We start from the raw sequence: 26,794 nt of genomic DNA, 5'->3' as shown, positions 1-26,794 counted from the left end.
ACGGAAGGAACTCCTGATGCCGGGACGTGCACGGCGCGACGGCCAGCAGGGCCCGGCCGGCTCCGGGCAGCAGGGCGGCGAGCGCCAGGGCGGCAGCGCCGGCCGCGATCGCCAGCAGGGCGGCCGCGACCGCTCGCAGGACCGCACCCCGCACCTCGAGCGGGTCGTCGCCATCAACCGCGTGGCGAAGGTCGTCAAGGGCGGCCGGCGCTTCAGCTTCACCGCGCTCGTCGTCGTCGGTGACGGCGACGGCATGGTCGGTGTCGGCTACGGCAAGGCCAAGGAGGTGCCCGCCGCGATCGCGAAGGGCGTGGAGGAGGCGAAGAAGAACTTCTTCCGCGTCCCCCGCGTCGGCGGCACCATCACGCACCCCGTGCAGGGCGAGGAGGCGGCGGGCGTGGTCCTGCTGCGCCCCGCCAGCCCCGGTACCGGTGTCATCGCCGGCGGCCCGGTGCGCGCGGTGCTGGAGTGCGCGGGGATCGCGGACGTGCTGTCCAAGTCCCTGGGCAGCCAGAACGCGATCAACATCGTGCACGCCACCGTGGCGGCGCTGAAGGCCCTCCAGGTGCCCGAGGCCGTCGCCGCCCGCCGTGGCCTGCCGATCGAGGACGTCGCGCCGGCCCGCATGCTGCGGGCCCGCGCCGGTCAGGGGGCGTGATGTCGGACCTCAAGGTCACGCAGACCCGCTCGGAGATCGGCGGCAAGCGCAACCAGCGCGAGACGCTGCGGACCCTGGGGCTGCGTCGCATCGGCGCGAGCGTCGTGCGACCGGACACGCCCCAGAACCGCGGCCTGATCAACACCGTCCGTCACCTCGTGACGGTGGAGGAGGTGTCCGGCAATGGCTGAGTCGCCCATCAAGCTGCACCACCTGCGTCCGGCGCCGGGGTCGAGGACCGAGAAGACCCGTGTGGGTCGCGGTGAGGCCTCCAAGGGCAAGACCGCCGGCCGCGGCACCAAGGGCACCGGCGCCCGCAAGAACGTCCCCGCGACGTTCGAGGGCGGCCAGATGCCCCTGCAGATGCGTCTGCCGAAGCTCAAGGGCTTCCGCAACCGCAACAAGGTGGTCGCGCAGGTCGTGAACGTCGGCGACCTGGCGCGCCTGTTCCCCGACGGCGGCGGGGTCGGCCCGGCCGAGCTCGTGGCCGCCGGCGCCGTCCGCCCGGGCCACCCCGTCAAGGTGCTGGGCACCGGCGAGGTCGGCTCGGTGGCGCTGCACGTGAGCGCGCACGCGTTCTCGGGCTCGGCGAGCGAGAAGCTGTCCGCCGCGGGCGGCAGCGCGACCGTCGTCGAATAGTCACCCGCCGGCCCCGGCGCCGCCCTCCGCGAGGTGGAGGAGCGGCCCGGGGCCCTCGGCGTGTGCCCGTGTAGTCTCGCCCCGGGTCAGCTCGACGAGACCCGGCCCGACCCCGCCGCCTCCCCGCAGCGTGTGGTCGGCGACCACGCGGCCCCCGCGCGACCCACGGTCGGCGGCGCGGCCGAACGACATCTGGAGGTCCGAGTGCTCGGCGCCGTGCGGTCAGCCCTGACCACACCGGACCTGCGCAAGAAGATCCTGTTCACGCTCGGGATCGTCGCGGTGTACCGCCTCGGAGCCACGCTCCCGGCGCCGGGCGTCTCCTACTCGAACGTGCAGGAGTGCCTGCGGCAGGTCCAGGGCAGTGACGCCGCGAGCGTCTACTCGCTGATCAACCTGTTCTCCGGCGGAGCGCTGCTCCAGCTCTCGATCTTCGCGCTGGGCATCATGCCCTACATCACGGCCAGCATCATCATCCAGCTGCTGACCGTGGTCATCCCGCGCTTCGAGCAGCTCAAGAAGGAGGGGCAGAGCGGTCAGAGCAAGCTCACGCAGTACACGCGCTACCTGACCATCGCCCTCGCGATCCTGCAGTCGACCGGCATCGTCGCCCTGGCCGACCGCAACCAACTCTTCCAGGACTGCGACCCCTCGCAGTTCCCGATCCTGCCGAACGCCGACATCTTCGACCTCGCGGTCATCGTCATCGTCATGACGGCCGGCACCGCCGTGATCATGTGGTTCGGCGAGCTCGTCACCGAGCGCGGCGTCGGCAACGGCATGTCGCTGCTGATCTTCACCTCGATCGCGGCCCGCATCCCGGCCGAGGGCAACACGATCCTCTCCAACGCCGGCCCCCTGGCGTTCACGGTCGTCTGCGCCTTCGGGCTCGTCATCATCGCGAGCGTCGTGTTCGTCGAGCAGGGCCAACGGCGCATCCCGGTGCAGTACGCCAAACGCATGGTCGGGCGGCGGATGTACGGCGGGACCTCGACCTACCTGCCCCTGAAGGTCAACCAGGCGGGTGTCATCCCGGTCATCTTCGGGTCGTCCCTGCTCTACCTGCCCGACCTGCTCTCGCGGATCACCGGCAACCAGAACTCGGGCTTCTCCCGGTTCGTGCAGACCTACCTGGCCAACCAGTCGAACTGGCTGCACATCCTGCTGTACTTCGCCCTGATCATCTTCTTCACGTACTTCTACGTCGCGATCACGTTCAACACCGAGGAACGCGCCGACGAGATGAAGAAGTTCGGCGGGTTCATCCCCGGCATCCGTCCCGGGCGTCCCACGGCCGAGTACCTCAGCTACGTGTTGTCGCGCATCACCTTGCCGGGCTCCATCTACCTCGGCATCATCGCCGTCCTGCCGAACTTCTTCCTCGGCCTGACCGGTCAAGGGCAGAACCAGAACTTCCCCTTCGGGGGCACGGCTGTTCTGATCATGGTGGGCGTCGGGCTGGACACGGTGAAACAGATCGAGAGCCAGCTGATGCAGCGCAACTACGAGGGTTTCCTGCGCTGACCGGGACACCACCGGGACGGCGCGGGTCGGAAGTTCTTCCACAGGGATGTCGGGCGAGGGAGTGTCGCAGTGAGGATCGTGCTGGTGGGCCCGCCGGGCGCGGGCAAGGGAACGCAGGCTGCGCGTCTGGCCGAGCGTCTCGACGCGCCGCACATCTCCACCGGCGACATCTTCCGCGAGAACATGAAGAACGAGACCGAGCTCGGCAAGGAAGCCCAGCGCTACGTCGACGCCGGTGACCTCGTGCCCGACGAGGTCACGGTGAAGATGGTGAAGGACCGGCTCGCCCAGCCCGACGCGCAGGAGGGGTTCCTGCTCGACGGCTTCCCCCGCAACAGCGCGCAGGCGCAGGAGCTCGAGAGCGTGCTCGGCGACCTCGGCCAGCGGCTCGACGCGGTCCTGATCTTCGAGGTCGACGACGACGAGCTGGTGAAGCGGCTCCTGGCCCGCGGTCGCTCGGACGACACCGAGGAGACCATCCGGCACCGTCAGGACGTGTACCGCTCCGAGACCGAGCCGCTGATCGAGCACTACCGGGACATCGCCGTGCGCGTCGACGCCATCGGGTCGGTCGAGGAGATCACCGACCGGGCGATGGACGCGCTCGCCGACGAGCCCGACGACTGAGTGGGGCCGAACCGTAGCCTCGCCGACGTCGTCTCCGCGGGGGTCGGTGGCATCGCGGACCGGGTACGGGGGCGCCTCGTGGAGATGAAGACCCCGGGTCAGGTCGAGGCGATGCGCGCCGCCGGTCTGGTGGTCGCGGACGCGCTCGCGGCCGTCACCGAGGCCGCCCGGCCGGGGGTGAGCACCGCCGACCTCGACGAGGTCGCCGAGGGCGTCATCCGCGAGGCCGGCGCGGTGCCCTCGTTCCTCGGGTACATGGGCTTCCCCGCCTCGATCTGCGCCTCGGTCAACGAGCAGGTCGTGCACGGCATCCCTTCGCGCGAGCAGGTGCTCGGCGACGGGGACCTCGTGTCCGTCGACTGCGGGGCGATCCTCGAGGGCTGGCACGGCGACGCCGCGGTGACGCTGCTGGTCGGCACGCCCGCGGCCGGCGACGAGGACCTGTCGGGCGCCTGCCGCGCGGCCATGGACGCCGGCATCGCGGCGCTCGTGCCCGGCGGTCGTCTCGGCGACGTCGGCCACGCCATCGAGGCCGAGGCGCGGCGTCGGGCCGCGGCCGACGGCCGGGAGTACGGGATCGTCGCGGACTACGGCGGCCACGGCATCGGCACCTCGATGCACATGGAGCCGTTCGTCCCCAACCTCGGCCGCGCCGGCAGCGGGATGCGCCTGCGCACCGGGATGGTGCTCGCGATCGAACCGATGCTCACCGGGGGCACCGACGAGACCGAGGAGCTCGAGGACGGCTGGACCGTCGTCACCGCGGACGGCAGCCGCGCCGCGCACTGGGAGCACTCGGTGGCCGTCACCGACGACGGCCCGCGCATCCTGACCGCACCCGCCTCCTGATCGTCGCGCGGGCGGTCTGTCCGATTCCCGCGTTCGGCACGTGCGCGGCGCCCGCGCGTGCCAGACTCGATCACCGTGATCACTCGATCGGGTGTCGAGCCGGGGCGTCGCTCGTCCGTCCGGGCGGTGGTCGCGGCCGTGGTGTCCGTGCTCGCCGCGGTGCTCGGGGTGCTCCCGACGGCCGGGGTCGCCGGCGCGGCCGAGGCGCCGACGTCGCGGGACCTCTACGCCTGGCCGTTCGCGTGGAACTCGATCTGGAACCTGCCGCTGGCGACGACGGCGCGGTACGGCGAGTTCGACTCGCGGATCGGCGACCTCTACGCCGACGTCGAGAACATCTCGGTCGACCCCGATGCGCCCGTGCGGACCCTCGGCGGGGCGGGGTCGGGGGAGGTGCGCGTCGATCCCGACCTCCGGGCGGACGGCTCGTGGAACAACTGCTCGACCCTGCTCGTCGCGAGCCCGGACGAGCGGACCGTCGTGCAGGGGCAGCCGATGGAGCTGGAGCCGGGCGGGGACCCGAGCTGGGAGTACGCCTGGCCCGCGCAGTCGCTCGCCGGCGACGGCACCGAGGGCTGCCACGGCGGGTCGGGGCTGTCCGGCATCGGCGGCACGATCCGCGAGGGTGAGCTGTCCTCGGGCGAGCCCCTGCGCCACGCGCTCAAGATGAGCCTGCCGTGCACCACGAGCTGCTCCCCGGAGAACGGCGGGTTCCGGTGGCCCGCGGTGAAGGCCGACGACGGCTACGAGGGCCGGTACGGCGGCGAGAACCCCCAGGTCGCCATGGGGTCGCTGCTCGCCCTCCCGCCGGACACGGACCTGTCGGGGATCACCGAGCCCGACGTCCGCGCGGTCGCCGAGGCGCTGCGCACCTACGGCGCCTACGTCGTCGACGAGACGGGCGGGGCGCCGTCCGGGTCGTTCCAGGTGCAGAGCACCGCGCTGCGCGAGTTCCCGCACCTCGACTCGGCGGCGATGCGGGAGGTGGTGGACCAGCTCGCGGTCGTCGAGAACAACGGCCCGTTCACCCCGGCCGGTGGCACGCTGCTGGCGGCCCGCCGGGCGGCGTGCGCGCCGCCGTTCGACGACGGGACGGGCGGCGCCCCCGCGACCTGCCGTCGGGACACCGAGGCAGAGTGACACCCGATAGCGGATAGTAGAACTAGCCGCTGCCTGCTATCGTCGAGGGCGACTCGAGGAGTGGGGTGGTCGCGGTGGCCGGGACGGACCGGATGCGGGTGGGGGACGCCGAGCGCGAGCGTGTCGCCGAGCGGCTGGCGTCGGCGCACGGCGAGGGCCGGCTGACTCTCGCGGAGTACGACGAGCGGGTGCGCGCGGCGCACGGCGCCGTGGTCGCGGCCGACCTCGAGCCGCTGACGGCGGACCTCCCGACAGGGCCGGGGCCGGCATCCGCGCCCGCTCGGGCCTCCGCGTCGCCCGCGACGGTCCCCGAGCGCCGGCGCCCCTCGCCGCTGCGCGTGGCGGTGGCCGTGTGGGCGGTCGTGTCGCTGATCAACGTCGTGATCTGGGTGGCCGTGTCGGTGGGCACCGGGGCCGCCGTGGCGCCGTGGTGGATCTGGGTGGCCGGCCCCTGGGGCGTGGTGCTCGCGGTGCACGCGCTCGCCGGGCGGGCGGGCCTCCCGGTCCCGGCGCCCTTCCCGTTCGCCTGCGGGGCGCGCTCCCTGCGGCGCTGAACCCCCGGTGGCGAGGTCCTCGCCTCACCGCGCGTACACTTGACAGCTGGTGCGCGAGTCGTGCCGGCTTCGGCGTGCGCTCGCGGGCGTCGGGGCCGTGACGAGCGCGCCGTGTCCCTCGGACCTCCGCCGCCTCCGGCGTCGGTCGTCCCGTGCGGACGACAGCGTACGTCGAGAAGAATGCGGAGGACATGGCGAAGAAGGACGGCGCCATCGAGGTCGAGGGCCGGGTGATCGAACCCCTGCCCAACGCGATGTTCCGGGTGGAGCTCGAGAACGGGCACAAGGTCCTGGCGCACATCAGCGGCAAGATGCGCCAGCACTACATCCGGATCCTCCCTGAGGACAAGGTCGTCGTGGAGCTCTCGCCCTACGACCTGTCGCGCGGCCGGATCGTCTACCGCTACAAGTAAGCCGAGTCAGCGAGGAAGAGGACGTGAAGGTCCAGCCGAGCGTCAAGCGCATCTGCGCCAAGTGCCAGGTGGTCCGCCGTCACGGGCGGGTCATGGTCATCTGCGACAACCTGCGTCACAAGCAGCGCCAGGGCTGACGCGCACGACCGGGCACGGCCCGGACGCGGCCCGCGTGGCCGCACACCAGAAACCTCCCCGCACCTACGCCGGCACGTCCCGGCGGAGCACCCCCGGCACGGGAGGCCGGGGCCCGGACACCGAGCAGTCGGGGTCCGGGACGGGCGGGGAGCCAGACCTCCCGGACGACATCAGGAGCACGCCACCCCATGGCACGCATCTCCGGCGTCGACCTCCCCCGCGAGAAGCGGATGGAGATCGCGCTGACCTACATCTTCGGGATCGGCCGCAGCCGGTCTCGAGAGATCCTCACCGAGACCGGGATCGACTTCGATCTCCGCTCCAAGGACCTGTCCGACGGTGACGCCGCCACCCTGCGCGCGTACATCGAGAACAACTTCCGGGTCGAGGGCGACCTGCGCCGCGAGGTCCAGGCGGACATCCGGCGCAAGGTCGAGATCGGCAGCTACCAGGGCCTGCGGCACCGCCGCAACCTGCCGGTGCACGGGCAGCGGACCAAGACGAACGCCCGCTCGCGCAAGGGTCCGAAGAAGACCGTCGCCGGCAAGAAGAAGGCCGCACGCAAGTGAGCGCCCCCTCGAACCAGGAGAACCGCTAGATGCCACCCAGGACTCGCGCCGGCGCCGCGGGGGCCAAGAAGGTCCGCCGCCGGGAGAAGAAGAACGTCTCCCACGGCCACGCGCACATCAAGAGCACGTTCAACAACACGATCGTCTCCATCACCGACCCGACCGGCAACGTCATCAGCTGGGCGTCCGCCGGGCACGTGGGCTTCAAGGGCTCGCGCAAGTCGACGCCGTTCGCGGCGCAGATGGCTGCCGAGAACTGCGCCCGCAAGGCCGCCGAGCACGGCATGAAGAAGGTCGACGTCTTCGTGAAGGGCCCGGGCTCGGGCCGCGAGACCGCGATCCGCTCGCTGCAGGCGGCGGGCCTCGAGGTCGGCACGATCTCGGACGTCACCCCGCAGCCGCACAACGGCTGCCGCCCGCCGAAGCGTCGCCGGGTCTGAGGCGGAGAGGAGACACACGATGGCCCGCTACACCGGTCCCGCCACCCGCAAGTCCCGCCGCCTGAAGGTCGACCTGATCGGCGGCGACAAGTCCTTCGAGCGCCGCCCGTACCCGCCGGGGCAGCACGGCCGGATCCGCATCAAGGAGTCCGAGTACCTGCTGCAGCTGCAGGAGAAGCAGAAGGCCCGCTTCACCTACGGCCTCATCGAGAAGCAGATGCGCGCCTACTACGAGGAGGCGAACCGTCGCGAGGGCAAGACCGGCGACGAGTTCCTGCGCCTGCTCGAGTCGCGTCTCGACTCGGTGGTCTACCGCGCCGGGATCGCACAGACCCGTCGCCAGGCCCGCCAGCTCGTGGGGCACGGCCACTTCCTGGTCAACGGCCAGAAGGTCGACGTCCCCAGCTACCGGGTGACGCAGTACGACATCATCGACGTCCGGGACAAGTCCCGGAACATGCTGCCCTTCGTGGTGGCCAAGGAGAACTTCGGCGAGCGCCCCGTGCCCGGGTGGCTGCAGGTCGTCCCGGACTCGCTGCGCATCTTCGTCCACCAGCTCCCGGAGCGGTCGCAGATCGACACGCCCGTCTCCGAGCAGCTGATCGTCGAGTTCTACTCGAAGTAATACCCACGGGGGGCTCCGCCCCCCGTGAACCCCCCGCAGGACCCCCCGGTGCCGGTTCGTGCACCGGGGGTTCGGGTTCGGCGTCAAATAGCGGACGCCGCATCGGAAGGAAACGTACGTGCTGATCTCCCAGCGTCCTGCCCTCTCCGAGGACGCCATCGACGACACCCGTTCCCGGTTCGTCATCGAGCCGCTGGAGCCGGGTTTCGGTTACACCCTCGGCAACTCGCTGCGTCGCACCCTGCTGTCGTCCATCCCGGGCGCGGCGGTGACCAGCATCCGTGTCGACGGCGTCCTCCACGAGTTCACCACCGTCCCGGGGGTGAAGGAGGACGTCACCGACATCATCCTGAACCTCAAGGAGCTCGTCGTGAGCTCCGAGGAGGACGAGCCGGCGACGATGTACCTGCGCAAGCAGGGTCCCGGCACGGTGACCGCGGGCGACATCGTCCCGCCGGCCGGCGTGACGGTGCACAACCCCGACCTGCACATCGCGACCCTGAACGACCAGGGCCGCCTGGAGGTCGAGCTGGTCGTCGAGCGTGGCCGCGGCTACGTCCCGGCCGCGCAGAACAAGGCGTCCGGCGCCGAGATCGGCCGCATCCCGGTCGACTCGATCTACTCGCCGGTGCTCAAGGTCAGCTACAAGGTCGAGGCGACCCGCGTCGAGCAGCGCACCGACTTCGACAAGCTGATCCTCGACGTCGAGACCAAGCCGTCGATGACGCCGCGCGACGCGATCGCGTCCGCGGGTCGCACGCTGGTCGAGCTCTTCGGGCTCGCCCGCGAGCTCAACGTCGACGCCGAGGGCATCGAGATCGGCCCCTCGCCCGCCGAGGCCGACTCGATCGCCGCGTTCGCGATGCCCATCGAGGACCTGGACCTCACGGTCCGGTCCTACAACTGCCTCAAGCGGGAGGGCATCCACACGGTCGGCGAGCTCGTCGGCCGCTCGGAGGCCGACCTGCTGGACATCCGCAACTTCGGTGCGAAGTCCATCGACGAGGTGAAGATGAAGCTGGCCGGGCTGGGCCTCGCGCTCAAGGACAGCCCGCCCGGGTTCGACCCGTCGGCCGCGGCGGCGGACTACCCGTCCGAGGGCTTCGAGTCCTACGGCTCCGACGGCGGCTTCGGCGGCTACGGGGTCCCGGACGACGACGGCCAGGACTACGCCGAGACCGAGCAGCTGTAATCAGTCCCAGATAACTCTGACGTGCTGCCCCCTCCCCGGCCCCGCTCGCGGGCCGGGGAGGAAAGGCGTCACGAGACAGGAGCAGTGACATGCCCCAGCCCACCAAGGGCCCGCGGCTCGGGGGTTCCCCCGACCACCAGAAGCTGATGCTGGCCAACCTGGCCACGTCGCTGTTCACGCACGGCCGCATCCACACCACGCGGGCCAAAGCCGAGCGCCTGCGCCCGTACGCGGAGCGGCTGATCACGAAGGCGAAGAAGGGCGGCCTGCACAACCGTCGCCTGATCTCTGAGCAGATCCGGGACAAGGACGTCGTGCACCGCCTCGTGGCCGAGATCGGCCCGTTCTTCGCCGACCGTCCCGGCGGTTACACCCGCATCGTGAAGACGCTGCCGCGCAAGGGCGACAACGCCCCCATGGCCGTCATCGAGCTGGTGAACGAGCGGACGGCGTCGGCGGAGGCCTCGCAGGCCACCCGCACGGCCGCCGCGCCGACTCCGCCGACCACGCCGTCGGGTCCCGGCGCCGAGGTCGGCGAGACCGCCACGGGTGCCGCCGCCACCGCGGCGACCATCGCGGCGGCGGAGGAGGCCGACGCCACGGAGGACACCACCGTGGAGGAGACCACCGACGCGGTGACCGATTCGGCGACCGACTCGGACTCCGACTCGGGGTCCGACGAGGTTCCCGAGGAGATGGCCGAGAACTCGGCGGCCGCCGCCGGTCTCGACACCTCGGACTCCGACGACGACGCGGACGAGTCGGACGAGTCGAAGTCCTGACCGAGCCGTCAGCCCGCGAGCCCGCTCCCGACACCGGGGGCGGGCTCGCGGTGTCTCTGACGCGCTACCGGCTCGACCTCGCCTACGACGGCACCGACTTCTCGGGGTGGGCGCGCCAGCCCGGTCTCCGCACGGTGCAGGGCGTCCTCGAAGACGCCCTGGCGACGGTCTGGCGGGTGCCGGTGGCGCTCACCGTCGCGGGCCGCACCGACGCCGGCGTCCACGCGGACGCCCAGGTCTGCCACGTCGACCTGCCGGAGTCCGTCGCGCTGCACCCGGGCCTGGTCGGGCGCCTGGCGCGGATGCTGCCATCGGATGTCAGGGTCCGGGCGGTGTCCGCGGCGCCGGAGGGCTTCGACGCCCGCTTCTCGGCGCTGCGCCGGCACTACGTCTACCGCGTGAGCACCGCTGCGTGGGGGCCCGAGCCGCTGCGGGCCCGCGACACCCTGCGCTGGCCGCGACCCCTGGACGTCGACGCGATGAACGAGGCCGGGCGGGGTCTGCTCGGCGAGCACGACTTCGCCGCCTACTGCCGTCCCCGCGTCGGCGCCACGACCGTCCGCGAGCTCCAGCACCTCGCCTGGACCCGCGAGCCCGGCGAGTCGGACGTCCTCGCCGCCCGCCTGTCGGCCGACGCGTTCTGCCACTCGATGGTCCGCTCGGTCGTCGGCGCGCTCCTCGCCGTCGGCGAGGGCCGCCGCCCCGTCTCCTGGCCCGCGGAGCTCCTCGCGGCGCGCGAGCGCTCGAGCGAGGTCACCGTCGTCGCCGCCCGCGGCCTGCGCCTGACGGGCGTCGACTACCCCCCCGACGCCGACCTCGCCGCCCGCACCGCCCGGACCCGCCGCCGCCGCGACGAGGGGTGAGCGGGTTGTCAGCGAAGTGTCGTCACGGACGCTGAGTGTCCGTATCGGGACTTCGATCACCGCGTCCCGGACCCGGGACCGACCCCTAGTGATCGAAGTACGTTTCCAGACGCTGAGTGTCCGCAACGGCACTTCGCTGACACGTCCACGTGCTCAGCCGCCGCTGCCGTAGGGGCGGGTGAGGATCTCGAGGTTGTGGCCCTCGGGGGAGTCGAAGTAGGCGCCGCGGCCACCGTCGTTGGTGTTCTCGCCCGGCCGGCGGTGGCCGGGGTCGGCGAAGGTGGGGACGCCCTTGGCCCGCAGCCGGTCCGCGATCACCGGGAACTCGTCGTCCGAGACCAGGAACGCGTAGTGCTGGGAGTGCGGGTCGGCGACGGTCATGAAGTCGAGGCTCGTCCCGTGGGCGACCTCGACGACCGTGAACGGCCCGAAGTGAAACGGCGCGGGCAGCCCGAGGACCTCGGCGAGGAAGGCCGCGCCGCCGTCCGGATCGGCGGACTCGACGATGGTGTGGTTCAGCTCGACGCTCATACCCACGAGGGTGCGACCTCGAGCAAGGTCGAGGTCAAGCGCGCGGCGCCACCGCGATGGTGCCGTCCTCGACGCGGCAGGGGTGGGCGACGAGGTCGCAGTCGCCCGGGTCGATCCCGCGCCCGGTGGTCACGTCGAAGGTGTAGCGGTGGTTCGCGCAGGTCAGGATGCCGCCGGCGAGGGTGCCGCGCTCGAGGGGCCAGGCCCGGTGGGGGCAGCGGTTCTCGTAGGCGCGGACCGCGTCGCCGGTGCGCACCAGCAGCACGCGGGTCGACCCGACCATGACGGCGCGCATCGTCCCGTCGCCCAGCTCGGCGAGCGGCAGGACCGGCGTGAACGTCGCCTCCACGAGCAAGGAGCGTAAGGCCTCAGTCGCCGCGGCGGACCGGGCCGAGGATCGCGGTCTCGCGGGGGCCGGTGACGAGGTCGACGCGGCGCCAGAGGTTGCGGCCGAGGAGGACCGCGCCGCGGTCGGGCAGGGTCCGCAGGGTCTCGGTCATCGCGGGCGTGAGCCGCCAGAGGCGTCCGGCGAGCTCCGCCTCGTGCGGGGGCAGGCGCTGGATGAGCACGAGGTCGGCGTCGTCGGCGAGGTCGGAGACCGCGGGCACCAGCGACGGCAGGACCACGAGCGTCGTCTGGTGCGGGCGGCGCGCCGGGGCGGGCCCCCGCGCGGTGGCCCCGCGGTCGTGGACCACGAGCAGGGGCGGCCCGTGGCCGACGGCGAGGTCGCCCGGCGCCTCGCGCAGGATCCGGACGACGTCCTCGGCGCCCTCCCCGAAGGGCCCGGCGGACTCCCGGACCGCGTCCCACACCGGCGGCCGACCGGTGACGACGACGGCGTGGGCGCCCGTGCCGACCGCCCGCAGGGTCACCTGACGGGCCAGGTAGAGCCCGCCCAGCAGGACGACCCGGGTCGGCGCGGGGCGCAGGAGGTCCACGACGACCGGCTCGCCGTCCGGGTCCGCCCCGAGCACGACGCCCGCGGAGCGCACCGGTGGGCCGAGGGCGTCGAGCAGCGGCGGCGACACCGAGAAGGCCGGCGCGATCTCGAGGTCGGCGCGCGTGGGGGCGGTCCGGCCGGCGCTCACGGCACGGCCCCCACGGGCAGCGTCGCGGCGAGGCCGGCGGCGTGGCGGCCGTCGAGCGGGTCGAGGGCGATCCCCAGGGCGTGCCCGCGGGCGACCAGTTCGCCACCCGCCTCGTCGAGGGCCTCCGGGGTGTCGGCGGTGATCCGGGCGGTGCCACGCAGGCCGACGGTCGGCGCCCCGTCGCCGTCGCCGCGCGGGTCGGGCTCGAGGGTGAGGGCGAGCGTGCACGACCGCCCGCTCGTGGCGGTCAGCCCGCTGAGCCGGTCCGGGGCCATCCCCGTCGGCCAGCGGGTGACGGCGTAGCTCGCGTGCCCGACCTCGCCGACGACCACGGCGCGCCAGTGCTCCGTCAGCCGCTCGGCGAGCTCGTCCCCGGAGTCGGCCGCCCCGGTCGCGGCGTCGAGGACGTCGTCGGCGCCGAGGGGGCGGACCGGCGTCCCGTGGTCGGCGAGCACGCGGGAGATGCGGGCGAGGGCGCCGACGACCGCCCGGTGCGCGCCGACCACACCGCCGCCGCGCTCGGCGACCGCGTCGGGGCAGCGCTGCGGGTCGAGGCGCACCACCAGCCACGCCTCGCGCCGCGCGAGCGGGGGCAGCGGCCCGAGCACCTCGCGGTAGGCCGCCGCGGCCGGGGATTCCGTCGCGAGCGGGCGGCAGTGCCAGAGGGCGCTGACGGCGTCGAGCACGACGCCCCGGTCGGCCAGGCACCCGGCCACCGCGGCGAGGGGGAAGGACGTGGCGTCCCCCGCCGCGTCCGGCGCGACGAGCCGGGCCCCGCCGTCGAGGTCGGTGGGGTCGAGGGCGAGCACCGCGCTCCACCCCCCGCCGTGCCCGAGCAGGCCGACCTCCCGGCCGTCGTGGTCGCGGGTCCGGGCGACGGTGAGGTCGCCGGTGAGCAGGCGCAGGACGCGCAGCCGGGGGTCGGTGCCGGCGTCGAGCGGCTCGGCGACCCGCTCCCGGACCCGCAGCCGGAAGCGCAGGGCCAGGCCGATCCACTCCACCAGCCATCGCCGTCGCACGCGCAGCAGGCCGACCACGATCCCCGCGGACAGCACGACACCGGCCAGGGGGAGCAGCCGCCGGTCCGCGGCCACGAGCGCCACCGCCGCGGCGAGGCCGATCTCGACGACGACGACGCCGACCAGCGGCACCGGCCCGAGCGACGGCCCGGACGGCCGCCGCCGCACGGTGGGCTCCGGGCGGCCCCGGGCGACGACGAGGCTCACCGCGCCCCCCGTCGCCGGACAACGACCGCCGCGACGAGCGCGCCGACGATGAGCACGAGGACCACCAGCCCGACGACGACCCCGGGGTGCCCGCCCTCTTCCGGGGTCGCGGACGGCGGCGCCGGGCGGACCTCGGGACCCGTGCGCGGCGGGCCCCCGCGCACGGCGGCCGCCGCGTCGAGGACCCCGTAGCCGACGGCGTCGTCGCGGACGCCGGGCGCCAGCCCTGCCGTCGGCGCCGCGGACCGGACGAGCGCGGCGGCGATCTCCCGCGCCGGGGCGGCGGGGTCCTGCGCGCGGACCAGCGCCGCGGCCGCGGCGACGCGCGCGGCGGCGAAGCTCGTGCCGACCAGCGGCCCGGAGGATCCGTCCGGGGCGGTGAGTGCGGTGGTCAGGCCGTCGCCCCGGGCGGCGAGGGAGGTCGGTGCCCGGCCGGGGGCGGCGAGGTCGACCCACGGCCCGGCGAGCGACGAGGGGTCCGCGGCGCCGTCGTCGCCGACCGCGCCGACCACCAGCACGTCGTCGGAGAACCAGGCCGGGACCGGGATGCTCGACACCGCGCCCCCGGCGTTGGGCGGGCACCCGGGCCCGGTGTTGCCCGCGGCGGCCACGACGACCACGCCGCGGTCGACGGCGTCGCGCACCGCGGCGCGCAGCGCACCGAGCGCGGGGGCCGCGGCCGGGTCCGCGACCTGGGCGGGCGTGCGGCACGCGGCGAGCGCGAGGGTGATCACGCCGACGCCCGGGGTGTCGGCGGCGTGCCGGACCGCGCGGGCGAGCGTGGTGACGTCGCCGACGCCGGTTCGGCCGTCGGCGCCGTAGAACGCGCTGGTCTGGCGCACCGCCAGGACGCGGGCGGCCGGCGCGAGCCCGACGAGGAGATCGCCGGGCGCGGGGTCGGCGGCGATCAGCCCGGCCACCGCGGTGCCGTGCCCGTCGCAGTCGTCGGTCCCTGCGGCGCCGGCGACGAAGTCGCCGCCGTCGGCGACCCGCCCTCCGAACCGGGGGTGGGACGCCACGCCGGTGTCGACGACCGCGATCGTCTGCCCCTCGCCGCGCCCGCCGGTCCAGGCCGCCGCCGGGTCCGGACCGGGCGGGACGTCGCCGAACCCGGTGCCCGACACGCCCGCCGGGGCCACGGGCCCGGGGCAGGGCGCGGTCTCGCGTGCTCCGGGCACCGCGTCCGGCCTGGTGTCGAGGGCGGCGAGCGCCGCCGCGTCCGGCGCAGGCGGGGCCGGGGCCGATCCGGGCGCGGCACCCGCCGGCGCCGTGCCGAGCAGGACCGCGAGCACGGCCAGCGCGGCCAGGGCGAGCGCGCCCCCGGTGCGCGTCACAGCAGCCGCATCGCCGTGTAGAGGTCCATCACCCCGAGCGCGACCGGCAGCGCCGCGGCGATGCCGACCGCCTCGACGACGTCGACGGCCCGTCGCACGACCGGCGAGAAGCGCCGGTGGGGGACGACGACGCCGAGCAGCAGCGCGGACGCCCCGCCCGCGAGCGCCACGGCGGGGACCGCGAGCATCGCGACGAGCGGCGGCGCCGCCAGCAGCCAGCCGACGAGCAGGCCCGCCCCGGCGAGCAGCGCGCACACGAGCAGCGCGACCGCCTGCACGCCATTGGCGTAGGTGCGCGAGCGCAGGGCGATCAGGGCGGTGAGCAGCGCGGCGAGCACCCAGCCGGCGACGCCGCGCCACCCACCGACCGGGGCGAGGGCGAGCACGGTGACCGCGCCCGCCGTGACCGCGCCGCACCCGAGGACCAGCCCCGACAGCGCGGCGTGGGCGCGGTCGGCGCGACGCTCGACGTCCGCGTGCTCGGCGACCCCGGGGTCGTCGGCGAGCTCGTCGGCCGACCCGGGCACCCGCGGCAGGGGCAGCCGCGCGAGGGCGATGCCGGTACGGGGCAGCAGCGCGGCCGCGACGAGGGCCAGCGCCCCGGCCCCGGCGGCGACGCCCGCGGCGTCGCCCGCGTCGAGGACCGTGGCGACCCCCGTGGCGACGGCGACGAGCACCGCGGCGGTCAGGACGCCGAGCAGCGCGGCGACGCCGGCGCGCCCCGCGGAGCCCAGGGCGAGCAGTCCGGCCACGGCCACGGCGGCGGCGAGCGCGGCCCCGAGCAGGAGCTGCGGCGCGCCGGCGGTGGCCATCAGCGACGTGGCCGCCCCGCCGGGCCCCCACGGCACGGCCGCCACCCCGGCGACGCCCGCCAGGGCGACGGCGCCCAGGGCCAGGATCGACCCCGCCCCCGCCTGGTCGGCCACCCGCGTCCCGGCCGCGGCCACCGCGAGCGCGGCGAGGGCGGCGACCCCGGCGACGGCGGCGGTCCCGAGGCCGCCGGCGGTGCCCGGTCCGCGGCCCGCCACGACGAGCGCCAGCGCCGCGCCGGCGAGGCCGAGCGCGAGCCCCGCGAGCCCGAGCACCCGCGCGAGGCCCGGACCCCACGCCCGGTAGCTCGCGGGGGTCGCCTCGGCCACGGCGTCGACGACGTCGTCGAAGAGCGGCGGCGGCGCGGCGTCGGCGCGGCGCCGCAGCACGAGCTGGTCGCCGTCGAGGACGCCGAGCGAGGCGAGGGTGCGCGCGGGGTCGACCGTGCCCTGGCCCAGCGGCGCGAGCGTCCAGCCCCCGCCCGCCCCGCGACCGCCGGACGCCGACTCGCCGGTCATGTCGAGCAGGACCGGCAGCAGGTCGGCGAGCGGGACGTCGGGAGGCAGGGCGACGTCGACCCGCGTGCGGGGGGCGAGGACCGACACGCGGCTCGCGGCGGCGACCGGCGCGCCCGTCCCCGCCGGGAGGGCCGGCGGGGCGCCGTCGCCCTCGGCGAGCGCGGGCCGGCTCCCGGTGGCCCCGGGCGGCGCCGCGCCGCGGTCGGACCGGGCGGTGCCTGTCATGCGCTCCTCCCCGTGACGGGCGTGCTCACCGGATCTCCGTCGGGCACCTCTGGGCTGTTCGTCCGAGACGGACCCGGCGGGCGCCGTGGCTCCTTAGTATGGCCGGACGGTCGGGGCCGAGTGGGGTGATCGCCAGGATTGGGGGACGACCGGTGGGCACTCGGGTCTTCCGGCGCGCCGCGCGCCTGGCTCCCCCCGAGGTGCCGTCCGGGGAGATCCACCTCGAGGCCCCGCCCGAGATCCCCCGCGCCGTGCCGACGTCGCCCCTGCTGCGGCTGTTGCCGCTGCTCATGGTGGTGGGCTCCCTTGGCTTCATCGTGGTCATCGGCGTCGACAACCCGACGTCGTGGCTGTTCGGCGGGATGTTCGCGCTCTCCACGCTCGGCATGGTCGCGGGCGGGGCGACGCGCGGCGGCGGGCAGCGGCGCGCGGAGGCCGACGAGGACCGCAAGGACTACCTGCGCTACCTCGCGCAGATGCGGCGGCGGGCCCGCGACACCGCCGCCGACCAGCGTCGCGCCCTCGAGTGGAGCCACCCCGACCCGTCGGCGCTCGTCGGCCTCGCCCGCGGCCCGCGGATGTGGGAGCGCCGGCCCGCCGACGCGGACTTCGCCCACGTGCGCGTGGGGCGCGGCTCGCAGCGCCTCGCCACCGGCCTCGTCCCGCCGCAGACCGGCCCCGTCGACGACCTCGAGCCCGTCGCGACCGTCGCCCTGCGCCGGTTCGTGCGCACCCACTCGATCGTCCCGGACCTGCCGACGGCGGTCTCCCTGCGCGCCTTCGCGTCCGTCGGCGTCACCGGCGCCGACACCGCGGCGCGACGCGGGCTCGTCCGCGCGCTCGTCGCGCAGCTCGTGACGTTCCACAGCCCGGACGACCTCGTGGTCGCGGTCGCCGCGACCGGGCCCGCCCGGGCGGCGTGGGAGTGGGTCAAGTGGCTGCCGCACCTGGCGCACCCCCGGCTGTCCGACGGCGCGGGGCCGGTCCGGATGGTGGCGTCCTCGCTGGCCGCGGTCGAGTCGTGGCTCGCCCCGGAGCTCGCGGGACGCGGCCGGTTCACGCGCGGTGCGGCGCCCGCCGCCGACACCCGGCACGTCATGGTCGTGCTCGAGGACGCCGAGGTCACGCTCGACGAGCAGATCGTGCTCGCCGAGGGCCTCGCGGGCGTCACCGTCGTCGACCTCTCCGACGCCCTCGGCACGCTGACCTCCCGGCGCGGGCTGGGGCTCGTGCTCGAGCCGGGCGAGGGCGGGGACGGCGCCGGGGGCCGGATCGGGGCGGTCGGCCGGCAGGGCGTGGAGTGGTTCGGGCGTCCCGACACCCTCGGCGCGGCGGAGGCCGAGGCGCTCGCGCGCCGCCTCGCGCCGTGCCGCACCCCGGCCGTCGCCGCCGGCGACGACGAGCCGCTGCTGACCAGCCCCGGGATCCTCGAGCTGCTCGGGGTCGACGGCGAGCCGGACACCTTCGACGTCGCCGCCGCGTGGCGGCCGCGCCCGGTGCACGACCGCCTGCGCGTGCCGTTCGCGGTGTCGGCCGACGGCGAGCCGGTGGAGCTCGACATCAAGGAGGCCGCGCAGGAGGGCATGGGCCCGCACGGGCTCTGCGTCGGCGCGACCGGGTCGGGCAAGTCGGAGCTCTTGCGAACCCTGGTCCTCGGGCTGATCACGACGCACTCGTCCGAGGCGCTCAACCTCGTGCTCGTCGACTTCAAGGGCGGCGCGACGTTCGCGGGCCTCGCCGAGGCCCCGCACGTCGCGGCGGTGATCACCAACCTCGCCGACGACCTGGGCCTCGTCGACCGGATGCAGGACGCGCTGGCCGGGGAGATGCAGCGCCGCCAGGAGAAGCTCCGCGCGGCCGGCAACCTCGCGAACGTCACCGAGTACGAGCGTCGCCGCGCGAACGGGGCGGCGCTCGAGCCGCTGCCGACGCTGTTCGTCGTCGTCGACGAGTTCTCCGAGCTGCTGAGCCAGAAGCCCGACTTCGCCGAGCTGTTCGTGGCGATCGGGCGGCTCGGCCGGTCGCTGCAGATGCACCTGCTGCTGGCCTCGCAGCGCCTCGAGGAGGGCCGCCTGCGCGGGCTCGACTCGCACCTGTCCTACCGGATCGGGCTCAAGACGTTCTCGGCGGCCGACTCCCGCGCGGTCCTCGGCGTGCCCGACGCCGCGGAGCTGCCGCCGGTCCCGGGCTCCGGGTACCTCAAGATCGAGTCGTCGACGATGACGCGGTTCAAGGCCGGCTACGTGTCCGCGCCGTACCGGGCCGCGGAGCGGGTCGCGCCCGACCCCTCGCCGCTGCCGCGCGAGATGCGCCCGCGACCGTTCACCGCGCACTGGGTGGAGCCGGCGGCGCCGACGGTGCTCGACGCCGCGCCCGACGGGGACGGTCGGCCCGGTCCGCCGGCCGTGATCGGTCCCCACGGCCCGTCGGTGCCGCGCGGCGCCGGGGGCACGCCCTCGGTGCTCGACGTCGTCGTCGAACGGCTGCGCGGGCAGGGCCCGCCTGCGCACGAGGTGTGGCTGCCGCCGCTGGCCGATCCGGCGACGCTGGACGCGCTGCTGCCGCCGCTGTCCGCGACCGCCGACCGCGGCCTCACCGCCGCGGGCTTCCCGGCCAACGGGGAGCTCGCGGTGCCGGTGGGGATCGTCGACCGCCCCTACGACCAGCGCCGCGACGTGCTGTGGGCCGAGCTCGCGGGCGCCGCGGGGCACGTCGTGGTGGCGGGCGGCCCGCAGTCGGGCAAGTCGACGCTGCTGCGCACGCTGGTCGCGTCGGCGGCGCTGACCCACACCCCCGCCGAGGTGCAGTTCTACGCGGTCGACCTCGGCGGCGGCACGCTCGCGGGGCTCGCCGGTCTGCCGCACGTCGGCGCCGTGGCGGGCCGGGGCGAGCCGGACCTGGTGCGCCGCACCGTCGCCGAGGTCGCGGGCCTGCTCGCGGGCCGCGAGCGGTGGTTCCGCGAGGCCGGGGTGGAGTCGATGGCCGAGCTGCGGGCCCGGCGCCGCCGCGGCGAGCTGGCGCCCGGCACCGGCGGCAGCGACATGCTCGGCGACGTCTTCCTCGTCGTCGACGGCTGGCACGCGTTCCGCACCGAGCACGAGCAGCTCGAGCAGTCGGTGATCTCCCTGGCGACCGGCGGCCTGTCGTACGGCGTGCACGTCGTCATCGCGGCCAGCCGCTGGGCCGAGCTGCGGCCGGCGCTCAAGGACCTCCTCGGCACCCGGTTCGAGCTGCGCCTCGGCGACCCGTCGGAGTCCGAGGTCGATCGCCGCGTCGCCGCCCTCGTGCCGGCCGGCCGCCCGGGCCGCGGGCTCTCCCCGGAGAAGCTGCACGTGCTCACCGCGCTCCCGCGCCTCGACGGGGTCGCCGACACCGCCGACCTCGGCCGCGCCACCGGCGAGCTCGTCGCGCGCGTCGCCGCCGCGTGGGGCGGCACCGGCGCGCCCCGGGTGCGGCTGCTGCCCGAACGGGTCGGGGTGGAGTCGCTGCCCGGCCCCGAGGACGGCCCGCCGCACCTGCTGCCGCTGGGGCTCTCGGAGGACCGGCTCGCGCCCGTGCTGCTCGACGTGGCCGCCGACCCGCACTTCGTCTGCTACGCCGACGCCGAGTCGGGCAAGACCGCGCTGCTGCGGGGCCTCGCCCACCAGATCGTCGCCCGGTACCGGCCCGAGCAGGCGCGGCTCGTGATCGTCGACTACCGGCGCTCCCTGCTCGGGGCCGTCGCGAGCGAGCACCTCATCTCCTACACGTCCTCGGCACCCGCGCTGGCCCGGGCGCTCGGCGAGCTCGTCGAGTCGCTGCAGCGCCGGCTGCCCGGCCCGGACGTCACCCCGGAACAGCTGCGCGCCCGGTCGTGGTGGACGGGACCCGACGTCTTCGTCCTCGTCGACGACTACGACCTCGTCGCCGGGGCGGGCACCAACCCGCTGGCGGTGCTGCTCGACCTCCTCCCGCAGGCCCGCGACGTCGGCCTGCACCTGGTCGTCGCCCGGCGCACGGGCGGGGCCTCCCGGGCGATGTTCGAGCCGGTGCTGGCCCGGCTGCGCGAGCTGAGCTCGCCGGGGATCGTCATGAGCGGCAGCCGCGACGAGGGCGTGCTGCTGGGCACCGTGCGGCCCGGTCCGCAGCCGCCCGGGCGTGGCTGGCTCGTCGGCCGGCGCCACGGGGAGCGCCTCGTGCAGGTCGGGTGGCGGGCCCCGGACCCGCCGATCACCGCCCCGGCCCGTGCCGATCCCGCGGGCGCCGACGAGCCGTGAGCGACGCACCGGCGGTCGCGATCGACCTGGGGGTCACGACGGTGGCCGCCGCGGTCGACGTCGCGCCGCCCGTCCCGGTCGCTCAGGTCGACCCCGCGGACCTGCCGGTCGACCTCGCCGCGGTGTTCGCGCCGGCCGACGGGACGGGACTGGTCGCCGGGGCGGCCGCCCGCCGGCTCGCGCCCACGGACCCCTCGCGCTACGAGCCGACGCCGCGGCTGCGGGTCGACGAGCCCGACCTGCTGCTCGGCACGCGCGTGGTCGGGGTGGCCGAGGCCTGGGGTGCGGTGCTCGCCGGCGTCCTGGCCCGCGCCGGCCCCCTGCTGCGGGGCGGGCGTCCGCGCCACCTCGTCCTGACCCACCCGGCCGGCTGGGACGCCGGACGCCGCGAGGTGCTGCGCCGGGGCGGGTCCGGGCTCGCCGAGGAGCTCACGCTGCTGCCCGCACCCGTCGCCGTCGCCGCCTACGCGGCATGGATGCGCCCGGCGTCGTCGGCGTCCCCGGGCCGGTCGCTCGCCGTGCTCGACCTCGGTGCCCGCGGCGCGGCGGCCGCCGTGCTCGCCCCGGCCGCGGGCCGCTGCGGCGGCGCCCGGCTGCTCGCCCGGCGCGAGGACGGCCGCTTCGGGGGCGACGACGCCGACGAGCTGCTGCTCGGGCACCTGCTGACCGCGCTGTCGGACGACCCGTTCACCACCGACCCCGAGGAACGCCGCGAGGCGGACCGGATCCGCGAGGTCGTCGCCGCCACCACGCTCGCCGACCGCCGCCACCGGCAGGTGCTGCTCGACGACGTGCGCGCCGCCAAGGAGCAGCTCTCCGACGCCGAGCAGGCCGCGGTGCCGCTCCCCGGGCGCACGACCGCGGCGTGGCTGTCGCGCGGCGAGCTCACCGAGGTGCTCCGCCCGGCGCTGCGCGGCGTGGTCGACCTGCTCGCCGACACCCTCGCCGACGCGGGCGCCGGGCCCGAGCACCTCGACGGCGTGTGGCTCACCGGCGGCGGCGCCCGGATCCCGCTGCTCGCCGCGCTCGTCCACCGGGAGCTGGGCGTGCCGGCCACCGTGGCGCCGGAACCGCGGCTGGTCGTCGCCCACGGCGCGCTGGTCGCGGCGCGCGAGGACGAGGCGGCCCGGCGCGGGGAGACCGTCGGGGCGGCGTCGGAACTCCGCGCCGGGGGAGCGGCCGTGGCGGGTGCCGCGCTCGGCGCCGCGGCCGGTGCCGTGGGGGAGACGGCGGGGACGGCGGGGTGGCACCGGCCGCCCGGCCCGCTGCTCGACTCGCCGACGGCTCCGCTGCCGCCCGTCGCCCGGGCCGCGGAGGTCACGGACGCGGAGGTCACGGACGCGGAGATCACGGACGCGGAGATCACGGACGCCGAGATCACCGAGGATCTCGGCGCCCCCGGCGACACCCCGGCCTGGCTGACGCCCACGGCGCCGGGATCGCAGGCGCTCCTGCCGGTCCGCCGGGTCCGGCGCGCCGACCCGGGCGCCGAGGAGGACACGGAGGTCCGCGAGGTCGACCCCGGGAGCCGCCGCCTGCCGGCCCGCCGCCCCCGCCCCCCCTCGCCCGCCCGCGGCCGGGTCGGCGTCGGGGCGGTCGTGGTGGCGCTGCTGGCGGTGGTCGCGCTCGTCACCGGCGTGGTGCTCGGCGCCCGTGCGCTGCGCGGCCCGGCCGGCACGCCGACCGTCGTCGGCGGCCAGACCTTCGTCGCGCCCCTGGGCTGGGTCACCGCGGGCGGCGACGCGGCGGCCCGCCGGGTCCTGCTGCGTCCGCAGGGGGCCCCGCGCGGCACCGACCTCGTGGCCGTCCAGGAGAACCCGCTCGACCCCGCGGCCGCCGCGGACCCGGACCGGGCCCGCGCGCAGCTCGCCTCCCAGTACGAGGCCGCCCGCGCCGCCGGGGACCCCGTGTCCGGCTACGAGCCGCAGGCCGAGCTCGGCGGGCGCGACGTCGCCCGCTACCGCCAGGACCCGGCGCCGGGGGTCCGGGTCGACTGGTTCGTCGTGCTGTCGCCACCGTCGATGGTCAGCGTCGGCTGTCGCCACGGCACCGACGACGCGGACGCCCGACGGGTGCTGGCGGCCTGCGCGCAGGTGGTGGAGACGCTGGAGCCCGCCGGCTGACGAGCCGCCCCGCGAGTTCTCCCAAACGGCCACCACGCCCCGCGGCCGGTCGTCATGCTCGATCCGCACCGAGCACACGAGGGAGCGACGGATGACCGGTCAGTTCGGCACCGAGACCGACGCGATGCTGGGCGTCGCCCACCGCATCCAGGACATCAAGCAGGGCATGCAGGGCCACATGGGCACGCTGCAGTCGCAGCTCGCGCCGCTGGCCGGGACGTGGCGGGGTCAGGGTTCGGCGGCGTTCCAGCAGCTGATGGTGCGGTGGAACGAGGACGCGACACGCATCAACACCGCGCTCGACGAGATCGCGGCGAAGGTCGGCCGGTCCGGGCGCACCTACGCCGCCTCGGACGAGGACAACCGGCAGGCGTTCGCCCAGCTCGGCGGCACCGACGGTGCGGGCGGTCCGGCCGGCAGCGGCGGCGGGGCCGCGACGCCGCCGCAGGCCGGCGGCCTCGGCCAGTACCTCTGATCGACCAGGGAGAGAAGGGAGTCCTCATGAGCGAGATCCGGGTGTCGTTCGGCGAGATCGAGGGGGCGCAGGCGAACATCGCCCGCGGCGCGTCGGCGATCGAGCAGGAACTGGCCGACCTCGACGGCGCGATCGCCCAGCTGAGCGTCTGGGACGGCGCCGCCTCCGACTTCTACCGGCAGCGCCAGCAGCAGATCCGCACGTCGTGGGAGGACATGAAGGCCCTGCTCGCGCAGATCGGGACGCGGACGGGCGCGGTCAACGCCAACTACCAGAACACCGAGAACCAGGTGCGGAACATGTTCGCCTGAGGCCCGAGGGGGTGGTCGAGGTGCGGGGGGGAGGGGACGCGTACCCTGGAGGATCGTTGCGCGGTGTACGCCCGCGCCCGCTCGACCACACACGTCGGCCCCCGTGCCGAACCGCCCAGCCGTCCGTGACGAGGTAGCTTCCGTGCGCACGTTCAGTCCGAAGCCAGGCGACATCGATCGCGCCTGGCACGTCATCGACGCGTCCGACGTCGTCCTCGGGCGCCTGGCCAGCCAGAGCGCCACGCTGCTGCGGGGCAAGCACAAGCCCACGTACGCGCCGCACGTCGACACCGGTGACTTCGTGATCATCGTGAACGCGGAGAAGATCGCCCTCACCGGGAGCAAGCGCGACGACCGCTTCGTCTACCACCACAGTGGCTACCCGGGCGGACTCAAGGCCCGCACGGTGGGCGAGGAGCTCGAGCGCTTCCCCGCGCGGCTGGTCGAGAAGGCCATCAAGGGCATGCTCCCGAAGAACCGGCTGGGCCGGGCCATGGGCAGCAAGCTCAAGGTCTACGCGGGCCCCGAGCACCCCCACGCCGCGCAGAAGCCGGTGCCGTACGAGATTCGACAGGTGAGCCAGTGACCAGCCCCGACGACTCCACCGACCTGCCCGAGGTCGCCGACAACGACGCCGCGCAGACGCTCGCCGAGGCGGCCGACCTGCCCGAGGGCGCCGTCGGCGGCACCCCGGTCTCCGCCACGGATGACCCAGTCACCGCGGACGACGCAGCGGACGGCGGCGAGGTCCTCGCCGACGTCGAGGTCGGCGATACCGACGCCGAGACGGACGCCGAGACGGACGCCGACACGGACGCCGACACGGACACGGACGCCGACGTCTTCGGCGACACCGCCCCCGCGCCGGTGTTCGCCGCCATCGACCGCCCCGTGCAGACCGTGGGCCGCCGCAAGGAGGCGATCGTGCGCGTGCGCCTCGTCTCCGGCACCGGGCGCATCGTGTGCAACAAGAAGGCGTTCGAGGAGTACTTCCCGAACAAGGTGCACCAGCAGCTCATCCGCGAGCCCCTGGTCACCACCGAGCGCACCGAGCAGTTCGACGTCCACGCCACCCTCACCGGCGGCGGCACGTCGGGCCAGGCGGGCGCCCTGCGCCTCGCCCTCGCCCGGGCCCTCGTCGAGGTCGACCCGGACGACCGTCCGGGCCTCAAGAAGGCCGGCTTCCTCACCCGCGACGCGCGGGCGACGGAGCGCAAGAAGTACGGCCTGAAGAAGGCCCGGAAGGCGCCCCAGTACTCGAAGCGCTGATGGGGAGCTCGGGAGGCGCAGCGGAGCGGAGCCCGACCCATCGACTCTTCGGCACCGACGGTGTCCGGGGCCTGGCCAACGCCGACCTCTCGCCCGAGTTGGCGACCGCGGTCTCCGCGGCGGCCGCGGGTGTACTCGCCGAGCACGCCCGCGCCGGGGGTCGACGGGGCGCGACCACGCGTCCGCTCGCGGTCGTGGGCCGCGACCCCCGCGCGAGCGGCGAGATGCTCGAGGCGGCGGTCACCGCCGGGCTCAGCGCGGCCGGCGCGGACGTGCTCCGCGTCGGTGTCCTGCCGACGCCCGCCGTGGCGTTCCTGACCGGGGAGTTCGATGCCGACCTCGGCGTCATGATCTCCGCGTCGCACAACCCGATGCCCGACAACGGCATCAAGCTCTTCGCCGCCGGCGGCCACAAGCTGCCCGACGCGGTGGAGGACGAGATCGAGGCGCACGTGCGCGCCGCCGACAGCGGGGCCCCGATCGGCGCCACGGCCCGGCCCACCGGCCGGGACATCGGCCGGGTGCGCGACGTCCCCGACGCCCTCGAGCGCTACGTCGCCCACCTCGCGGGCGCCACACCGACCCCGCTGCGGGGCCTGCACGTCGTCGTCGACTGCGCGCACGGCGCCGCGTCGGCCGCGGCCCCGCGGGCCTACGCGGCGGCCGGGGCCCGGGTCACGCCGCTGCACGCCGAGCCCGACGGCTGGAACATCAACGACGGCGTCGGCTCCACGCACATGGACGTGCTCGCCCGTGCCGTCGTCGAGCACGGCGCGGACCTCGGCATCGCCCACGACGGCGACGCCGACCGGTGCCTCGCGGTGGCCGCCGACGGCAGCGTCGTCGACGGCGACCAGATCCTCGCGATCCTCGCGCTCGACCTCCTCGAGCGCGGCGAGCTCGCCGACGGCACGCTCGTCGTCACCGTCATGAGCAACCTCGGGCTCCACCTCGCCATGGACGAGGCCGGGGTCTCGCTGCGCACGACGGCCGTGGGCGACCGCTACGTCCTCGAGGAGCTGCGCGCCGGCGGCTTCTCCCTCGGCGGCGAGCAGTCCGGGCACGTCGTGCTGCCGGGCCACGCCACGACCGGCGACGGCCTGCTCACCGCGCTGCGCCTGATGGCCCGGATCGCGCAGAGCGGGCGGACGCTCGGCGAGCTCGCCGGGGTCATGACCCGGCTCCCGCAGGTGCTGGTCAACGTGCCCGTGGTCGACAAGACCGCGGTCGGCGCGTCCCCCGCGGTCACCGACGCGGTGGCCGAGGCCGAGGCCGAGCTCGCGGGCCGCGGCCGGGTGCTCCTGCGCCCCTCCGGCACCGAGCAGCTCGTGCGGGTCATGGTCGAGGCCCCGACCCAGGAGATCGCGGGCGAGGTCGCCGACCGCCTCGCCGGGCTGGTGTCCGCCGTCCGCTGAGACGGTCCCGAGGGCCGGGTCGGCTGCGCTGTGCGACCGGTCCGCGACGCCGAGTGGCGACGGTGGTGACGGCGGGCGCCGCCACGGTGCCGATCGCCGTCTCCGGTCGTGGCGGTACCGGGTTCCGGCCCCCGGCCCCGCCGCCAGGCGTTAACCTGACGGTGGTCCCGCGGTCCTGGCACCACGTCGGTCCACCGGCC

The 26,794-nt window shown here is 75.5% G+C and carries 29 protein-coding genes; 23 read left to right on the top strand and 6 right to left on the bottom strand.

Features of this window, described 5'->3' with window-relative positions; all coding sequences use genetic code 11:
• Positions 1 to 16: 16 nt before the first annotated feature.
• From rpsE to truA, 16 genes are all read left to right on the top strand, one after another.
• Complete coding sequence (rpsE, locus tag QSK03_RS04055) at positions 17 to 658, top strand: 30S ribosomal protein S5 (RefSeq protein WP_285648695.1); 642 nt, start codon at positions 17 to 19, stop codon at positions 656 to 658.
• Entirely contained in the window at positions 658 to 849 is a 192-nt protein-coding gene (rpmD, locus tag QSK03_RS04050) for a 50S ribosomal protein L30 (RefSeq protein ID WP_285648694.1), read from the top strand. The genes rpsE and rpmD overlap by 1 nt, the downstream gene beginning before the upstream one ends.
• A complete protein-coding gene (rplO, locus tag QSK03_RS04045; protein ID WP_285648693.1) occupies positions 842 to 1,297 on the top strand; it encodes a 50S ribosomal protein L15 in 456 nt (151 codons plus the stop codon). Before rpmD ends, rplO begins: the two co-directional genes overlap by 8 nt.
• Positions 1,298 to 1,501: 204 nt before the next feature.
• Positions 1,502 to 2,821, top strand: a complete 1,320-nt coding sequence (gene secY, locus QSK03_RS04040) for a preprotein translocase subunit SecY (RefSeq protein ID WP_285649229.1) — start codon at positions 1,502 to 1,504, stop codon at positions 2,819 to 2,821.
• A 69-nt stretch (positions 2,822 to 2,890) separates the two neighbouring features.
• A complete protein-coding gene (locus QSK03_RS04035) occupies positions 2,891 to 3,448 on the top strand; it encodes an adenylate kinase (RefSeq protein ID WP_285648692.1) in 558 nt (185 codons plus the stop codon).
• 84 nt (positions 3,449 to 3,532) lie between these two features.
• Positions 3,533 to 4,297: a type I methionyl aminopeptidase gene (map, locus tag QSK03_RS04030; protein WP_285649227.1), complete on the top strand. Its 765-nt coding sequence runs from the start codon at positions 3,533 to 3,535 to the stop codon at positions 4,295 to 4,297.
• A gap of 75 nt (positions 4,298 to 4,372) precedes the next feature.
• Positions 4,373 to 5,437: a hypothetical protein gene (locus QSK03_RS04025; RefSeq protein WP_285648691.1), complete on the top strand. Its 1,065-nt coding sequence runs from the start codon at positions 4,373 to 4,375 to the stop codon at positions 5,435 to 5,437.
• 74 nt (positions 5,438 to 5,511) lie between these two features.
• Entirely contained in the window at positions 5,512 to 5,991 is a 480-nt protein-coding gene (locus tag QSK03_RS04020; protein ID WP_285648690.1) for a DUF1707 SHOCT-like domain-containing protein, read from the top strand.
• 191 nt (positions 5,992 to 6,182) lie between these two features.
• Positions 6,183 to 6,404, top strand: coding sequence for a translation initiation factor IF-1 (gene infA, locus QSK03_RS04015; RefSeq protein WP_030532868.1), 222 nt, complete (start codon positions 6,183 to 6,185; stop codon positions 6,402 to 6,404).
• A gap of 23 nt (positions 6,405 to 6,427) precedes the next feature.
• Positions 6,428 to 6,541 carry a 50S ribosomal protein L36 gene (gene rpmJ, locus QSK03_RS04010; protein ID WP_018330934.1) on the top strand — a complete coding sequence of 38 codons (114 nt, stop codon included), beginning with the start codon at positions 6,428 to 6,430 and terminating at the stop codon, positions 6,539 to 6,541.
• 189 nt (positions 6,542 to 6,730) lie between these two features.
• A complete protein-coding gene (rpsM, locus tag QSK03_RS04005; RefSeq protein WP_285648689.1) occupies positions 6,731 to 7,111 on the top strand; it encodes a 30S ribosomal protein S13 in 381 nt (126 codons plus the stop codon).
• A 29-nt stretch (positions 7,112 to 7,140) separates the two neighbouring features.
• Positions 7,141 to 7,551, top strand: coding sequence for a 30S ribosomal protein S11 (rpsK, locus tag QSK03_RS04000; protein WP_285648688.1), 411 nt, complete (start codon positions 7,141 to 7,143; stop codon positions 7,549 to 7,551).
• A 19-nt stretch (positions 7,552 to 7,570) separates the two neighbouring features.
• Entirely contained in the window at positions 7,571 to 8,176 is a 606-nt protein-coding gene (rpsD, locus tag QSK03_RS03995; RefSeq protein WP_285648687.1) for a 30S ribosomal protein S4, read from the top strand.
• A 118-nt stretch (positions 8,177 to 8,294) separates the two neighbouring features.
• Positions 8,295 to 9,368, top strand: a complete 1,074-nt coding sequence (locus tag QSK03_RS03990) for a DNA-directed RNA polymerase subunit alpha (protein ID WP_285648686.1) — start codon at positions 8,295 to 8,297, stop codon at positions 9,366 to 9,368.
• 89 nt (positions 9,369 to 9,457) lie between these two features.
• The gene (gene rplQ, locus QSK03_RS03985) at positions 9,458 to 10,150 is read left to right on the top strand and encodes a 50S ribosomal protein L17 (protein ID WP_285648685.1); all 693 of its coding nucleotides are present in this window, start codon (positions 9,458 to 9,460) and stop codon (positions 10,148 to 10,150) included.
• A gap of 50 nt (positions 10,151 to 10,200) precedes the next feature.
• On the top strand, positions 10,201 to 11,013 hold the full coding sequence (gene truA, locus QSK03_RS03980; protein WP_285648684.1) for a tRNA pseudouridine(38-40) synthase TruA: 813 nt from the start codon (positions 10,201 to 10,203) through the stop codon (positions 11,011 to 11,013).
• A 153-nt stretch (positions 11,014 to 11,166) separates the two neighbouring features.
• Here truA and QSK03_RS03975 read toward each other — a convergent pair whose 3' ends face one another.
• From QSK03_RS03975 to eccD, 6 genes are read right to left on the bottom strand one after another with little or no spacing between them, the layout of a single operon-like run.
• Positions 11,167 to 11,544, bottom strand: a complete 378-nt coding sequence (locus tag QSK03_RS03975) for a VOC family protein (protein WP_285648683.1) — start codon at positions 11,542 to 11,544, stop codon at positions 11,167 to 11,169.
• Positions 11,545 to 11,578: 34 nt separating this feature from the next.
• Entirely contained in the window at positions 11,579 to 11,893 is a 315-nt protein-coding gene (locus tag QSK03_RS03970; protein ID WP_285648682.1) for a Rieske (2Fe-2S) protein, read from the bottom strand.
• 19 nt (positions 11,894 to 11,912) lie between these two features.
• The gene (locus QSK03_RS03965) at positions 11,913 to 12,632 is read right to left on the bottom strand and encodes a hypothetical protein (RefSeq protein WP_285648681.1); all 720 of its coding nucleotides are present in this window, start codon (positions 12,630 to 12,632) and stop codon (positions 11,913 to 11,915) included.
• Positions 12,629 to 13,858: a type VII secretion protein EccE gene (gene eccE / locus QSK03_RS03960; RefSeq protein ID WP_285648680.1), complete on the bottom strand. Its 1,230-nt coding sequence runs from the start codon at positions 13,856 to 13,858 to the stop codon at positions 12,629 to 12,631. Before eccE ends, QSK03_RS03965 begins: the two co-directional genes overlap by 4 nt.
• On the bottom strand, positions 13,855 to 15,192 hold the full coding sequence (locus tag QSK03_RS03955) for a S8 family serine peptidase (protein ID WP_285648679.1): 1,338 nt from the start codon (positions 15,190 to 15,192) through the stop codon (positions 13,855 to 13,857). Before QSK03_RS03955 ends, eccE begins: the two co-directional genes overlap by 4 nt.
• A complete protein-coding gene (eccD, locus tag QSK03_RS03950; protein ID WP_285648678.1) occupies positions 15,189 to 16,745 on the bottom strand; it encodes a type VII secretion integral membrane protein EccD in 1,557 nt (518 codons plus the stop codon). Before eccD ends, QSK03_RS03955 begins: the two co-directional genes overlap by 4 nt.
• A 152-nt stretch (positions 16,746 to 16,897) precedes the next feature.
• Between eccD and eccCa the strand changes: the two genes are divergently transcribed.
• The 7 genes from eccCa to glmM all read left to right on the top strand — a co-directional run bounded on the left by eccCa (position 16,898) and on the right by glmM (position 26,594).
• Positions 16,898 to 21,001, top strand: coding sequence for a type VII secretion protein EccCa (eccCa, locus tag QSK03_RS03945; protein WP_285648677.1), 4,104 nt, complete (start codon positions 16,898 to 16,900; stop codon positions 20,999 to 21,001).
• Positions 20,998 to 23,124, top strand: coding sequence for a type VII secretion-associated protein (locus QSK03_RS03940; RefSeq protein WP_285648676.1), 2,127 nt, complete (start codon positions 20,998 to 21,000; stop codon positions 23,122 to 23,124). Before eccCa ends, QSK03_RS03940 begins: the two co-directional genes overlap by 4 nt.
• A gap of 91 nt (positions 23,125 to 23,215) precedes the next feature.
• Positions 23,216 to 23,599, top strand: a complete 384-nt coding sequence (locus QSK03_RS03935) for a WXG100 family type VII secretion target (RefSeq protein WP_285648675.1) — start codon at positions 23,216 to 23,218, stop codon at positions 23,597 to 23,599.
• Positions 23,600 to 23,625: 26 nt separating this feature from the next.
• A complete protein-coding gene (locus tag QSK03_RS03930; protein ID WP_285648674.1) occupies positions 23,626 to 23,910 on the top strand; it encodes a WXG100 family type VII secretion target in 285 nt (94 codons plus the stop codon).
• A 142-nt stretch (positions 23,911 to 24,052) separates the two neighbouring features.
• Positions 24,053 to 24,496, top strand: coding sequence for a 50S ribosomal protein L13 (rplM, locus tag QSK03_RS03925; protein WP_274280628.1), 444 nt, complete (start codon positions 24,053 to 24,055; stop codon positions 24,494 to 24,496).
• A 77-nt stretch (positions 24,497 to 24,573) separates the two neighbouring features.
• Positions 24,574 to 25,179: a 30S ribosomal protein S9 gene (gene rpsI / locus QSK03_RS03920; RefSeq protein WP_502872134.1), complete on the top strand. Its 606-nt coding sequence runs from the start codon at positions 24,574 to 24,576 to the stop codon at positions 25,177 to 25,179.
• A complete protein-coding gene (glmM, locus tag QSK03_RS03915) occupies positions 25,179 to 26,594 on the top strand; it encodes a phosphoglucosamine mutase (RefSeq protein WP_285648672.1) in 1,416 nt (471 codons plus the stop codon). Before rpsI ends, glmM begins: the two co-directional genes overlap by 1 nt.
• Positions 26,595 to 26,794: the final 200 nt, after the last annotated feature.

It is taken from the genome of Actinomycetospora sp. NBRC 106375 (assembly GCF_030269665.1).
GTDB lineage: Bacteria > Actinomycetota > Actinomycetes > Mycobacteriales > Pseudonocardiaceae > Actinomycetospora.
This window is presented reverse-complemented; position numbering and strand designations above follow the sequence as displayed.

What these genes read in the sequence shown, in the direction of transcription:
- rpsE (WP_285648695.1), top strand. Translation starts at nt 17, where the DNA reads ATGCCGGGACGTGCACGGCGCGACGGCCAGCAGGGCCCGGCCGGCTCC.
- rpmD (WP_285648694.1), top strand. Translation starts at nt 658, where the DNA reads ATGTCGGACCTCAAGGTCACGCAGACCCGCTCGGAGATCGGCGGCAAG.
- rplO (WP_285648693.1), top strand. Translation starts at nt 842, where the DNA reads ATGGCTGAGTCGCCCATCAAGCTGCACCACCTGCGTCCGGCGCCGGGG.
- map (WP_285649227.1), top strand. Translation starts at nt 3,533, where the DNA reads ATGAAGACCCCGGGTCAGGTCGAGGCGATGCGCGCCGCCGGTCTGGTG.
- infA (WP_030532868.1), top strand. Translation starts at nt 6,183, where the DNA reads ATGGCGAAGAAGGACGGCGCCATCGAGGTCGAGGGCCGGGTGATCGAA.
- rpsM (WP_285648689.1), top strand. Translation starts at nt 6,731, where the DNA reads ATGGCACGCATCTCCGGCGTCGACCTCCCCCGCGAGAAGCGGATGGAG.
- rpsK (WP_285648688.1), top strand. Translation starts at nt 7,141, where the DNA reads ATGCCACCCAGGACTCGCGCCGGCGCCGCGGGGGCCAAGAAGGTCCGC.
- rpsD (WP_285648687.1), top strand. Translation starts at nt 7,571, where the DNA reads ATGGCCCGCTACACCGGTCCCGCCACCCGCAAGTCCCGCCGCCTGAAG.
- rplQ (WP_285648685.1), top strand. Translation starts at nt 9,458, where the DNA reads ATGCCCCAGCCCACCAAGGGCCCGCGGCTCGGGGGTTCCCCCGACCAC.
- QSK03_RS03975 (WP_285648683.1), bottom strand. Translation starts at nt 11,544, where the DNA reads ATGAGCGTCGAGCTGAACCACACCATCGTCGAGTCCGCCGATCCGGAC.
- eccD (WP_285648678.1), bottom strand. Translation starts at nt 16,745, where the DNA reads ATGACAGGCACCGCCCGGTCCGACCGCGGCGCGGCGCCGCCCGGGGCC.
- QSK03_RS03935 (WP_285648675.1), top strand. Translation starts at nt 23,216, where the DNA reads ATGACCGGTCAGTTCGGCACCGAGACCGACGCGATGCTGGGCGTCGCC.
- QSK03_RS03930 (WP_285648674.1), top strand. Translation starts at nt 23,626, where the DNA reads ATGAGCGAGATCCGGGTGTCGTTCGGCGAGATCGAGGGGGCGCAGGCG.
- glmM (WP_285648672.1), top strand. Translation starts at nt 25,179, where the DNA reads ATGGGGAGCTCGGGAGGCGCAGCGGAGCGGAGCCCGACCCATCGACTC.